The following is a 13,212-nucleotide window of genomic DNA, read 5'->3' on the forward strand; positions in this document are numbered from 1 at the left end:
ATGAGCACGAAAAAAATTATGATCGTCGACGATGAACCCAAAATCATTCGTTTCATCGCTGCGAATCTTAAATCCTTGGGTTTCGAGACGGTGGCCTGTCAAAGTGGGGGCGAAGCGTTAGAGAAGGCGGAAGCTGTGGACCCGGATTTGATTTTATTAGATCTGATGATGCCGGGGATGGATGGCTTTGAAGTATTAAGAAGACTGCGCACCTATTCCAGTGTGCCTGTGATCATGCTAACAGCAAGGAGTAATGGCGCGGATAAAGTGCAGGGGTTGAATCTCGGCGCGGATGATTATTTGACCAAGCCGTTCTCGTTGGACGAGCTGTTCGCCAGAGTCAATGCAGTCCTTCGTCGTTTGGATGGACGCATGCCAGCACCTAACACCGTTAGCGAATTAACCGTTGGGCCGGTGAATGTCAATTTAGCTCAGCGACGTATCCGACTGAATGGAGTGGAAGTGAAATTCACTGAGACAGAGTATAATCTGTTCGTTCTTCTCTTGCAGCATGAAGGCAAAGTGATGACGCATGAACAGCTGTTGAGCGAGATTTGGGGAAGTGAGTATCGCGATGAGGTGGAATATTTACGCGTTACGATTGCGCGGATTCGGCAAAAGCTGAAGGCCCACACCGAAGGGCAGGAGCTGATTGTGACCTACCCTGGTGTTGGTTATATGGCGAAAGGGGATTAAGGCGTTGTGTTCGTCAGAAGCTGTACATCAAGCGGATAATCAGGCAGCTCGAATTCGCGAGTTGTGCCTGCTGTGAGGTCGACCACCGTCATCCCATTCCAGCCAGTATCGGCATAAGTAACGCCCCCTGTCAGATAGGCATAACGACCATCGGCACTGCTGGCGACCATTTGGTGCATGCGACTTAACGGGAGGACCTTCTCTTTATAAGTGTTCACATCGAGTACGGTCAAATTAGGCTTGCCCGTTGCGCTGCCTGCCGAACCGATGCCAACAATCAGCAGATGCTTACCGTCAGGTGTTAGTGTAACGCCTTCTTGATGTGTGTTGCCCGTCAAAGGTTCAGTCTTATTGCTGCCGCTCTTCGGGTCAAGGACCACAAGACCACGTCCTTGGTAAGGCAGAAGTAAGCGGCCATCTGCGCGGACGGCGGCATAGTGTGGCTTCTCGAAGCCGCCTTTACCGAAGGGAGCAGCTTCTAACGTGCGACCTTTTAGGTTAAAAGGATCGACAGCAGTTACGGTATATCCGTCGTGGTCAATACTGTACACCTCAAGGCCGTCAAGGCTGGTCACGACATCAAAAGGTCGAACGCCGACAGGAACACGCCCCGTCATTGCGAGCTTTTCCGTATCTAAGATTTCTAATTGACTCTTGCCGCCATCGAGATAGACACCGACATAAGCAAATTTACCATCTGGCGATACCGCAATTCCCATGCCTCCCGAGCGATATTCTCCGAAGCTGGGTTTACCCACATTGGACTGATAAGGGACAAGTACGATCCGTTTACGGAGGTTCGTATCAATAACGGCTACACCCTCAGCTGTCGACACATAAGCCCGATGGTTTGGCCCCTCTGCGATGGCAAAAGGGGCTTTCCCTACAACAAGCTTCTCAAACCGGCCTGAAGCGGGATCGAGGAAGGACATATAATCACTCTTCGAATGAGTTACCATTAAGGTCGTAGTCGTCGCAGGGGAAGTGGTCGCATCTGCAGGGGATGAACTTGTCGCGGGCGTTTGTGTTGCAGCTGCTGCGGTAGGAGATGGTGTTGATGTCTTCGGCGGATTGAGGCTGGAAACCGAATTCGATTGCTGGCTGCCGCACCCAACTAAGAGAAGAAACAGCGTGAGCGGCGTTAATCGTGCGAATAGGGAACTATTTTTCAGTAACATAGATGGTCACCTCTGGATTTAGGATGTAAGAATTTAAGTAAATAGTACCTGTGGATAAGTTTAGCAAACAAAGGAAAGGAAGAGAACCTGATCACAGGTCATCTTCCTTATCTTTTTATCATTCAATTGTACAATCAACGATTACTTCTTCAAGTTCAAAGTTACACCAGATGAAGTAGCCCATGCACCCACTGGCGCAACTGTATAAGTCGTATCTGGAGCTAGCTGAGCATTGTTCAGGAGCGTAAACGTCCCAACAGCACCTTTGCGAGTCGTCAAGCTGTATTCAGCAGTCAGTACGGTACCATCGGCAGCAGTTAGGGATACACGGCGTGAAACGAAGATTTCATCCTTCGGATCTTGCGTGAGCGTGACTGCAATCGTCTTTGCATCTACTGCAGCGGCGGATTGAAGCTGGAGCGGAGCGATTTCTTTTGCCGTAAAAGTAGGGTTCTTCAGTGTCGCCCAGTCTGCGGAAACCGTATATGTCACACCAGGGTGGAAGGTCTCTCCGTTTGGTAAAATGAATTTAGGCGCTTGGCGACCATCCGTTGCTTGCGTGAAAGGCAAGTAGTTAGCCGTCATCGTTGCACCACCCTCAGGAGTGATCTGTACTTGACGACTCCGCATGGAGGATAGGATTTGATACGTCGTGCCGTTATAACGATTCCCTGCGTCAACGATAAATGAACCAGGACGGCCTTTGCTGTAAGCGGCAATGACATAACCATAATCCGCGACACCGTCAGATAGATGGGATTCAACTTCAAATAGATCATTGGCAACCTGAGCTGTGGAATCCAGTCGAATACGCTCTGTGCTAGCTGTGAAAGTGACAGCAGGTTGACCTTTATAAGTTAGTGAGTATGTTGTACCCGCTTTCTGTGTTGGGACTGGAACAATATAAGTAGATACGGAGCCTGTTTTCAGGCGTGGTACGTTATTGATGGCAAGACCGTTGTCAAAAACAAAGTTTTTGGACGCAGGCTCCAGCTCTAATTCTGCCGCAGGAATCGGTGCGGAGAATGTCACTTGCAGGGAAATAGCATTCAAAGCCTCCAGCTTCGTTATGCGAACCGGTGCCACTTTCTGTGCTTCAACAAGGAGCAAAGCAGCTTGACCGCGGGTAACTTGGCTGCTTAGTGAAGCGTAGCTTGGCAACTGACGAATCGTTGCAGCGTCTACCTTAAGCACCGTAGCAATGATGCTGCTTAGCTGTTCGGAAGTGATCGTTTGCGCCCCAGCGAATTGCTGGCTAGCCACACCATTCATCGCACCGAGTGCTTGCATGGAAATTGCATAGCTATAATACCAATCTTTCGAAGTCACATCCTGAAAAGGACTTGACGTCGCTGCATCCACCGTCGTATTCACGTGGAACGCAAGGGCTACCATTTTGGCAATCTCACTGCGCGTGACAGCATGATCTGGTTTAAACGAATGGTTCTCATAGCCAGATAGTACTTGTTGCTGGGCTAACAGCTCAATAGCGGACTGTATTTGAGTGGAACTTGCTGAATCCGTGAATGGACTGGCTGCTAGGGCATGGTAAGGAAGAAGAGCGGATAATCCGACAGTTGCTGAAATGGTGAGAGCAGCAAGAACTTTATTGTTATTTTTCATCGAGAAACACTCCTCAAGTTTATTGGATTTGTTTGTTGCGCTGTTGTCTACAGGACTAAGCTTACTTGTTCGCGCATAACAATCGCATAAAAATGAGAGGCGAGACATTACAATTTCGTAAAAATAAAAAAAGAGCAATCCTCAAGTAGTTATAGCTACTTTGAGGACAGCCCTTAGCTTTTTTGAACGAAAATGGTGTTATCTAGTTAATGAGTGCATCCTGTTTATTCTCATTTTGAACGATGCTGTGTGAAGAAGAACCGGTCAGACGTTGCGGAGGGAAGACTTGACGAACAGGCGCAATGATAAGCGCAGCTACGACAGCTTTAATTGCATCTCCAGGAAGGAATGGATAGCAGGCAGCAAACATTGCCTTCTCAAGCGTATAGGAAGGAACCTTATACATTAACCACGGTACGCCGGCCAAATAAAGAAACAGGGAGCCGAAAACTTCAAGAACAAGGAACGCAGCGACATAGCCCATGATGCCATTTAAGCGAATACGAGGTAAAATAAGACCAATGAGCATCGCGGATATCGGCCAGATCATGATAAAGCCGCCGGTAGGTCCGAGGACAATACCTAGACCTCCACTGCCATGAAGAAGTGGGAAACCAACTGCAGTAAGCACAACGACAAGGGCCATACTTAGGAATCCGTATCTCGCGCCAAGTAAACCTCCAGCAAGCATAACAGCTAATGTTTGTAGGGTAATAGGTACTTCTGTGCCAACTGAGATTTTGAAAAAGCTGAATAACACGAGAATAGCTGCAAATAAAGCACTGAAAATAACACCACGTAGCGTAAGTTTCATATTGTTGACCACTCCTGTTTCTGGTATTGTTAATCTATTGTAAACCAAATGAATCGTTATTAAGTTGACAATACAGATAATAGCACAACTGCTAGAAAAGTGAAAGGGACTTTTTACATATGTCTATAAGTGAGAAATTAATGTCATTAAGGAATGCTTCTATCGTCTATCGAATGGAGTCGGGAGAAGGGCGGCGCGTGTGGTCAGGCGTTTCACTAGACATTCATAGAGGTGAGTGGATAGCTGTCGTGGGACCAAATGGAAGCGGGAAAAGTACACTTGCTAGCGTGTTGCTAGGCTTGAACCCGTTGTCGGAAGGGCAAATTCAACGCAGAACCAACGATGTGGCTTCGACGATAAGAGGCGTACTCCAGTTGCCAGATGCGCAGTTCATAGGAGAAACAATAGCGGAAGAACTAGACTTAATGCCGCAAGCGCAGCAGTTATCGGCTGAGGAACGCAGGGGCTGGTATGTGGATGTGTTATCGGCCGTAGGCTTATCACTTTCGCCAGATCGCACGATGGCTACCTTATCAGGTGGACAGAAGCAGCTAGTAAATCTCGCTGTAGCACTAGCATCTCGTCCAGAGATCCTTCTTTTGGATGAACCGACGGCAATGCTGGATCCTGCTTCACGCAAGGATGTTCGTGAAGTTGTACGTCAAGCGCATCAGCGTGGAACGACGATTGTTTGGATTTCACACCGGTTGGAAGAGGTGGCGGATGCGACCCGTGTAGTTGGTTTTGGTGCGGGTAGGATTACCTTTGACGGGGAGCCGCGCAAGTTCTTTTACGGAGAAGCTGAGAAGAAATTATCGCCTTGTGTGGAGCTTGGCTTTGATCCGCCTTTTGTGATACAAACGGCGATGAATCTGCTAGAGCAGGGACTTACCTTGCAACACTTTCCGCTGAATATGGAAGAACTAGCGGAGGCGATCTCATGTCGATAGCATTGAAAGGAATAAGGATAACAGCTCCGGATTCGTCGGATGTGACACTCCTTCAAGATATAAGCTTTACATTGCAAGAGGGAACCGTGACGTTGCTGATCGGCCATGCAGGATCAGGGAAATCTACGCTGCTGCAAGTGATGTCGGGTTTACTGAAACCACATGCTGGAATGATTACATTGGATGAGCAGCCCATTTGGCTCAAACCTACGAAGGTGGATCCCAAGCAGTTGCTTCGCTTCGGCTTAACGTTCCAATTTCCGGAGCAGCAGTTGTTCGCACGAAGCATACGCCAAGAATTTGCCTATTCGCTCAGGCCGTACAAGCTGCCAACGGATGAACGAGAACGCCGCATCCGCGATGCGACTCATGCACTGGATCCTCATGGCGCATTCGCCATGGATCGCTCGCCCTTCGCGCTCAGCGGAGGCGAGCAGCGCCGGCTCGCGCTGGCGACGACCTTCGCCACGGCTCCGGGTTGGCTCCTCATAGATGAGCCAACCGCCGGCCTCGAGGCGGCCGCCGTGCGCGAGCTGCTGCGCATGCTGCGCGCGCGAACCCGTGGCGGAATCGTCATCGCCACGCACGACCTGGACACGTTCTTTCCGCTAGCGGACCGTGTCCTCGTTCTAGACCAAGGCGAGCTTGTCTTCGACGGCTCGCCGCAAGAGCTCTGCCGCGCGCCCGAGGTGCTGGTGCGCGCTGGGGTTGGCCTCCCGAGCTGCGCGGAGGCCGCACAAGAGCTGGCACGCGTTGGCATCGCCATCACGCCGGATCAGCTCACGCCGGCGCTTGCCGCGTCGGCGATCTTGGCTGCGCTGCGCGAAGGAGGCAGCAGCGCCTCGGCGCCTGCGGAAGTGGCGCCGCCAGCTGCCACGCGCGCAGCAAGCGTGACGCAGCCACCGCAGCGGCCGCAGGTGCAACCACCCAAGCCGCAGGCAGGGTGGTTGCGGCTGGATCCGCGCGCGAAGTGGCTGCTCTATCTGCTGCTCGCCATCGGTACGATGGGGCAGCAGGGGTGGGGCGGCGTCGCGGTGGCCGCAGGGCTCGTCGGCTGCGCGTTTCTCGGCCTCCCGCGCAGTGTCGTGCGCGGAATCCTCAAAGTCGCAACGTCCTATGCGATTTTCTTGATCTTTTCTGTCGCGCTGGCGGGGATTGAGTTCTCTCCGCTAGGCTACGCAGCCGACAACGGCTGGAGCACAACCTTCATACTGACACGTTTATTTGTCGTCTTGATGGCAGGTTATTGGCTTGCCATGTCGACCCCTTACGGTCAGCTCGTACAGGGGCTAAACTGGGCGTTGAAATACTTATACAAGGTGAAGCTGCCAGTGGCATCCTTCTCCTTGGCGGTTTCGTTTGTTTTTCGTTTCATTCCGCTCATCCTACGGGAGTGGCAGCAATTTGCGACAATCGTACGAGCCCGGGGCAAAGCCTCTGTCCGTCAAGGCAGTGTTCGGGTGCGCGACATTCCTGCATTGGTCGTTCCACTCTTACTAGGGATGTTCCACAAAGCGGAGCAAATGACCGTTGCGATGGAAATGAAACAAATGGATGGCAAGACATTGCTGTTGAGGAAGAATACGCTGAAATGGCAGCTAGCTGATACATTCTTAGTGGTAGGTGCTCTTCTCGCATGGGGAATACTGCTTTATACGTAATTACTCGACTAGTAAAAAGCTAACGGACATAAGAGAAGTTATTTGATAATATGCAGCCGTTTGATAAGCTAACGGACACATCGGACGCTATTCACCTTCATTCAGAGCGTTTTCGGGTAGCTAAGCCTAATTAACGGCTGTAGTGTCCGTTCGTTCCTGAAAAGAACTATTCTAGCCCAATTAACGTCTTCAGTGTCCGTTAGGAGGGGAAGATTTCGTCATACAGCCCATTAGCACCCGCAATGATCTAATCTCACGAAATATCCCACCTAAGGCTCGCATTAGCAAGCCTTGGGTTCTTATTCTGCGCTAAAACTGCCGCCCATCCGAATCTAGGAATAATTCTCTCAACCATTGCTTACAAATAGAGTAATAGACTATTACTCTAGAAATGGTTGGTGAGCTATGAACATCCAAAGAAAGAGAATCTTATTTTACTCGCTACTAGCTGGCCTCTTTACCTTGCTATTTCTCCTTTACATGAGTGGGCTTAACCCCTCATCCGAACAGATTCTCATAGAAGCACAAGCCGAGGAGTTAATCGAATCTCCCGCGCCAGCACCGTCGTTTGAGGTTCAAATCATTACACCGGACAAGCTCGAGCAGCCTCTCCAAGTCCAAGCCGACCCAGCCCCACTGCAAACATCATCTGTCCCAGTGGACACGCCCCCATCAGTTCCAGTGGACATACCACCACCTCAGACAACATCCGTTACAGCGGTCACTTACGTTCCACCGTCCAGAATCAGCATCCCCGTCCTCAACTACCATAGCGTCACAATTGACCCGGGAAATGTTGTCGTTATTTCCCCAGCAAAGCTGGAGGAGCAGATGAAATATCTGGATGACCATGGATACACCCCGATTACACTCGCAACCTTTACTAGCCTTATAGAGGGTGAAGGTGGGCAAACGGCGCCACAGAAGCCAGTATTGCTCACTTTTGATGACGGCTATGTGGATAATGTGGAAGAGGCCATGCCTATTCTGGCCAAATACGCGTTCCCTGCGACACTCTTTATGTCACCAGGCATGGTCGAGCACGATGGTTATTTGAATTGGGAACAGATCAAGCAACTGCAAGATACCGGCTGGGACATTCAGCCTCATGGCATGACACACCCGCATCTCCCTCAGCTTCCAGCGGAACAACAAGCGTTCGAGATCACGGAAGCTAGAAAGTTAATTGAGGAAAAGCTAGGCACACAAGCGGACGTATTCTGCTATCCCTATGGTGAATATAACAAAACAACGTTAAAGCTCTTAAAGGATCACGGCTTTCGGTACGCTTTTACGATCGATCAAGGTTACACAACCAATCAGCAGTCCCCATACCTACTCAAAAGGCTGTTTATCAACGGGGAAGAAAACCTGAACGCATTCATTCGCAAGCTCCCAAAAACTAATTAGGGGAACAGCCTTTTGAGTACAGTCGCTCATTTATCCCATCCGACCCACCAGTCACCTTGAGCCCCTTCTCGCGGTATATTATACTTAAACGAACAATGACAAAGGGCGGCGGTGGGGCAATGGATCAAGGGTATACCATTTACGAGCAGCAGATGCAGAGAAAGCTCAAGCGCTGGGAAATACGTCTGCAAAAGCAACCCAACTTGATTGAGCGCGCCTCCAAATCCGTTCAAAACCGCATCAACCAAGTGATCCCAGAGAAAATCCACAATACGATCACGGCAACGGTCAAAGGGATTGTGCAAACGACTCTTTTTGGCATCAATTATATGCCTGCGACTGAGCCACTAAAGGGCGTATCTATATCCATGGCAGATCGCGATGCGAAAGCAGAGGAACTGCTGTCTCTTTACAAAAAGATCGCCGCCGCCGAGGGCGCTGGTGCGGGAGCGGGTGGTATTCTGCTGGGGCTTGCTGATTTTCCGATTCTGATCGGGATTAAGCTGAAATTCCTTTTTGAATTAGCGCATATTTACGGGTATTCGACCCGGGATTATAGAGAAAGATTGTTCATTCTGTATGTGTTTCAATTGGCCTTTTCGAGCACGAAGAAGAAGCCGGAGCTGCTCCACACGATAAAAAATTGGCCTGCCATCTCGCGGACCTTTCCTCCTGCCGCAGATTATATGAATCAAGTGAATTGGCTGCAGCTTCAGCAGGAGTATCGGGATACGATTGATTTTCGTAAAATGCTCCAGCTCATCCCCGGCATCGGGGCTGTAGTGGGCGCATGGGCCAACTTTGGCTTGCTCGAGGAGCTTGGCGTGGCAGGCATGAACTGCTATCGGCTGCGCAATTTGCAAGACAAAGCGGCAGAGTTGGACGCAAACTTTGAGGCGTAGTAGGCGCTATGGATCGGCTTGCTTTTCACGCCTTATTTTCATAAATAGTCAAACCGACAGTTATTTCTTTGAAAATCACGCATACACTATAAGAGAGTCGGTAACCGGCTTCTCTTGTGAAGATTTGTGATTATTTTCACAAGCATATATGTGATTAATTTCACAACTGGAGGAGTGTTGAGGCAAATGAGTAAACCCAGAATCGTTATTCTAGGCGCAGGCTACGGCGGACTTGTCACAGCGATAAGGCTGCAGAAAAAGATGAGAAGGAATGAGATGGACGTCACATTGGTCAATAAGCATGACTATCACTTTATTACGACACATCTGCATATGCCGGCTGCCGGTACAGATCACCATGATAACGCGCGTGTAACCATTTCGGATTTGATTGATGAACAGAAGATTCGGTTCGTGAAGTCGACGGTTAGAGAGATTTTGCCTAGTGATAAGAAGATTGTGCTGGAAGAGGCTACGCTCGATTATGACTATCTCGTCATTGGATTAGGAAGTGAGACGGAAACCTTCGGTATTCCGGGCATGAATGAGTATGCTATGTCTATAAAAAGCATTAACAGTGTCCGCTTCATTCGGCAGCATATTGAATATATGTTTGCCAAGTCCAAGATGGCTCCAAAGCGCAAGGATTATCTAACCTTCGTTGTTGGCGGCGCGGGATTTACAGGTACGGAGTTTGTCGGAGAGCTGGCGGACCGCGTTCCTATTCTATGTAAAACCTACGATGTCGATCCAGCGGATGTTCGTATTTATAATGTGGAAGCTTCCTCATCAGCGCTGCCTCCCGGTCTTCCGGAGGATTTGATCGAGTATGGGATGGAAGTGATGCGCCGCAAAGGGGTGCAATATAAGCTATCCACCGCGATCAAGGCATGTACGCCAGAAGGGGTGATTCTCGGCAACGGCGAGTTCATTCGTGCAGGCACGGTCGTGTGGTCGGGGGGGATTCGCGGCAATTCCTTGCTGCAGCAAGCGGGGTTCGATGTTCAGCGTGGCCGGGTCAAAGTAGATAGCTGCTTACGTTCGTATCAATTTCCAGAGATCTTCATTACCGGTGATTGCTCGATTGTTACAAGCCCAGAAGGTACGCCATATCCTGCGAATGCCCAAATTGCTGTCCAACAGGGCTATAATGCAGCTAGGAATCTCATTCAGTCTGTTCGAGGCAAAGAGTTGAAGCCTTTTGTATATGATTTCAAAGGCACGGTAGCATCCTTAGGCCGCGGGGAGGCTGTTGGTTTGCTCAAAGTCAAGAAAGTGAAGGGCCGCTTGGCCTCATTTATCAAAAAAATGATCGATGCCCGCTATTTATACCTTATCGGCGGTATTCCACTCATTTGGAAGAAAATGATTTGGAAGCAAAAATCCACAACCCGCAATTATCATGTACCGAATTAATGTTCAGTAACATACCAAAAAAGCTGAAATGAGACGCAGTGGCAATAACCACAGCTCTCAAATCAGCTTTTTTTATTTATTCAGCTGCAGTCGCAGGAACAGCTGCTCTTCCTGCCGTCTCCGTTGCTGAGGGCTTCTTTTTTGCATAACTCCTGTATAAGATGGAGCTGCCTATCGTTAGGAGCGCAATAACCGCTATACCCCAGATCAGGTTGTCAAAAGCACGTTCGAGCGGCAGCGACTTCTGCCAGACTAGCGCACTGCCCGAGAGCGCGACGGCGAATGCGCCGCTGAAAAATTGCAACAATTGGAACAAGCCCATCCCTGAGCCGACGCGTTCTTTGGTCAATTGCCGAGATAGTTCATTAGATACAGCGCTGGAAAGTGTTGTGAAGCTGATGCTGACTAAGATGTAGAGCGCGGCAATCCAGTAATAGGAATAGCTGGCAGTCAGGGCTAGCAGTACGGTAGAAAGTAACATCAACCATGGCACGTAGCGCAGCAAATCAGTATTGCCATAACGGTCAATGATGCGACCGACACGGTTCGACACCAGCATGGCAATCAGAGCGCCTGGGAAGAGCAATAGTCCCGAAGTGAGCGGAGCTAAACCGAAAACTCGAGCAAGCATCTGAGGCGCAAGGAACAGGAAGCCGAAGCTGATCATATAGGAAGTTACGCCAATTGCGCCAAGCGCCATATAAGGCTTGTCGCCGAAAAGGGCAGGCAGCACGAACGGTTGAGAGGCTCGGCGAATGCGCAGCGCGAACAGGGCAAGCGCAATCAATCCCACGAGGAGGGCAACGACACTCTTCGAAGTTAGGAAGAGCAGCAACCCCGTCGTCCCAATCCCTAGAAGCAGCGCACCGATGAAATCGAACGAGCCGCTTTCTGCTTTTTCTTTTGGGAGTAAGATAAGAAATATAGGGATAAGCAGAAGCGTAACACCGGTAATGACGAACAGGAAGTGCCATCCCAAATACTGAACGATGGATCCGCCTGCGACGGGACCGAGTCCTAAGCCAAGTGAAGCAGCGGAAAGGATGAGCGACATGGCTCTGCCTCTACGAGACAAAGGAATGTAGCGGGTTACGAGAACGATACCAAGCGATGGAATCGCGCCTGCGCCAGATGCTTGAATCAGCCTTGTAAGCAGCAATAGCTCGAAGCTGTTCGTGAACAGCCCAAGGATGGATGCGCCGCCGAGCGAAAGCAGGGCAATGACGTAGAGCCTGCGAATGGGCACAAAGTCGGACAAGCGGCTGTAGGTGATCGAAGCGATAGCGAAAACGATCGAATACCCCGTGACAATCCATGATGCCGTTGAGGGGCTAAGTTCGAATTGTACGGAAATTTTGGGCAAAGCCAGATTGAACATCATCGTGTTCATGATCACCAGTACAATGGTAAAACAGAGCAACCAGGAGACAGGAGTTTCTCGTAAGCGGCTAGGTAACTCTGATTGAGCGTGCGTAGTTCCTTTATTAGAAGTGATTGCGTTGTTTGACATTTTCACCATCCGATCTAAAACTATAATACATTTTGTTACAGTTTAGCATGGTGGTTACGGTGTGTCAATGAATTGGCCATGGTTAAAATTAGTTGATGATTGAATATTTATTCGTTAAAATGTATTATTATTCATAAAATGCAGGGGGGTAATCTAGTGGAACATACGATAAGAAAGGCAGAAATGAAAGATTTGGAGGCATTAAAAGAGCTGATGGTTGGCTATATTGTAGGCTTTTATAAGAAGCCGCGGCCCGAGTCCGCTGATATCCATCGTCTGATCAGTACCTTACTTCAGGAACAAGGCGGTATTCAGTTTGTTGCCGTAAAAGAAGGCGAGCTCGTTGGCTTTGCGACTCTGTATTTTGCATGGAGTACGATGAAGGCTAGTCCCATTACGATCATGAACGACCTGTTCCTTCTCGAACCATTTCGGGGAACTACTGTGGAAGAAGACTTGTTCCGGGAATGCCAAAGCTACTCCAAGGAAAACGGCTATGCCTACATGTCTTGGATCACCGCACCGGACAATCATCGTGCACAACAGTTTTTTGATAAAAGGGGTGGAACTCGCGTGGATTGGGTGAATTACACCATGAACTGGAGTATTTCCAACTAATTACTTCGTTTTAACCTGGTATGTTCGTTCTAGCACGCCACTTTTCACAAAATACCTCGAGTCCCTACGAAAATGGAAGATAATCAACGAATCAGGTAATTGTAAGCGAATTATTGGGGGAATCACGAGGTGGAAGAGAGCTTTTTACGTTTATTCCCACCTTTACTATGTTGGTAGAAGAGAGTAGTATTCAACACGTACATGAACAGTTGAATATTTCGCTTAATTTTCTTTTAAGAAAAGCGGGGGAACCACGAGTAACATGGGGTGAATAATGGTACTGATATGATGTACCTTTTAGGGCAGATTTCTCGCGGCCCGAACCCGGCAGCTAACCTCGTAAGCGATCGTGAGAAAGGAGAACATGTGTTTAAAACACAAGGTCGATCCTTGTGTTTTTTTGCGTCCATTTTACAAATGAGATCTATGAGATT

At 49.2% G+C, this 13,212-nt stretch carries 11 protein-coding genes and 1 riboswitch; of the genes, 7 read left to right on the top strand and 4 right to left on the bottom strand.

The genetic code is table 11. The features are described from left to right. Positions 1-696 carry a response regulator transcription factor gene (locus AC58QC_RS20650; RefSeq protein ID WP_497416959.1) on the top strand — a complete coding sequence of 232 codons (696 nt, stop codon included), beginning with the start codon at positions 1-3 and terminating at the stop codon, positions 694-696. Here the strand turns inward: AC58QC_RS20650 and AC58QC_RS20655 are convergent. From AC58QC_RS20655 to AC58QC_RS20665, 3 genes are all read right to left on the bottom strand, one after another. After that, positions 693-1,874, bottom strand: a complete 1,182-nt coding sequence (locus tag AC58QC_RS20655; protein ID WP_497416960.1) for a YncE family protein — start codon at positions 1,872-1,874, stop codon at positions 693-695. The two genes, AC58QC_RS20650 and AC58QC_RS20655, sit on opposite strands and share 4 nt — an antisense overlap. Positions 1,875-2,015: 141 nt before the next feature. After that, positions 2,016-3,497, bottom strand: coding sequence for an S-layer homology domain-containing protein (locus tag AC58QC_RS20660; protein WP_497416961.1), 1,482 nt, complete (start codon positions 3,495-3,497; stop codon positions 2,016-2,018). Between the two features lie 202 nt (positions 3,498-3,699). Continuing rightward, positions 3,700-4,311: a biotin transporter BioY gene (locus AC58QC_RS20665; protein ID WP_497416962.1), complete on the bottom strand. Its 612-nt coding sequence runs from the start codon at positions 4,309-4,311 to the stop codon at positions 3,700-3,702. Positions 4,312-4,451: 140 nt separating this feature from the next. On the opposite strand from AC58QC_RS20665, the gene AC58QC_RS20670 reads away from it, so the two are divergent. The 5 genes from AC58QC_RS20670 (at position 4,452) to AC58QC_RS20690 (ending at position 10,650) form a co-directional block, all read left to right on the top strand. Beyond that, complete coding sequence (locus AC58QC_RS20670) at positions 4,452-5,261, top strand: ATP-binding cassette domain-containing protein (RefSeq protein WP_497416963.1); 810 nt, start codon at positions 4,452-4,454, stop codon at positions 5,259-5,261. Then, positions 5,252-6,922 (top strand): ATP-binding cassette domain-containing protein, encoded by a 1,671-nt coding sequence (locus AC58QC_RS20675; protein WP_497416964.1) that lies wholly within the window; start codon positions 5,252-5,254, stop codon positions 6,920-6,922. Before AC58QC_RS20670 ends, AC58QC_RS20675 begins: the two co-directional genes overlap by 10 nt. Positions 6,923-7,327: 405 nt before the next feature. Further along, the gene (locus AC58QC_RS20680) at positions 7,328-8,332 is read left to right on the top strand and encodes a polysaccharide deacetylase family protein (RefSeq protein ID WP_497416965.1); all 1,005 of its coding nucleotides are present in this window, start codon (positions 7,328-7,330) and stop codon (positions 8,330-8,332) included. Between the two features lie 119 nt (positions 8,333-8,451). Further along, on the top strand, positions 8,452-9,234 hold the full coding sequence (locus AC58QC_RS20685; protein WP_497416966.1) for an EcsC family protein: 783 nt from the start codon (positions 8,452-8,454) through the stop codon (positions 9,232-9,234). A gap of 186 nt (positions 9,235-9,420) precedes the next feature. Continuing rightward, the gene (locus AC58QC_RS20690) at positions 9,421-10,650 is read left to right on the top strand and encodes an NAD(P)/FAD-dependent oxidoreductase (RefSeq protein WP_497416967.1); all 1,230 of its coding nucleotides are present in this window, start codon (positions 9,421-9,423) and stop codon (positions 10,648-10,650) included. Between the two features lie 76 nt (positions 10,651-10,726). On the opposite strand, the gene AC58QC_RS20695 is transcribed toward AC58QC_RS20690, so the two are convergent. Further along, a complete protein-coding gene (locus AC58QC_RS20695; protein WP_497416968.1) occupies positions 10,727-12,160 on the bottom strand; it encodes an MFS transporter in 1,434 nt (477 codons plus the stop codon). Positions 12,161-12,343: 183 nt separating this feature from the next. Here AC58QC_RS20695 and AC58QC_RS20700 point away from each other — a divergent pair, with 183 nt between their 5' ends. Beyond that, entirely contained in the window at positions 12,344-12,778 is a 435-nt protein-coding gene (locus AC58QC_RS20700; RefSeq protein WP_497417071.1) for a GNAT family N-acetyltransferase, read from the top strand. 209 nt (positions 12,779-12,987) lie between these two features. After that, positions 12,988-13,139: riboswitch (cyclic di-AMP (ydaO/yuaA leader) on the top strand. Positions 13,140-13,212: the final 73 nt, after the last annotated feature.

The organism is Paenibacillus sp. J22P51 (genome assembly GCF_059692215.1).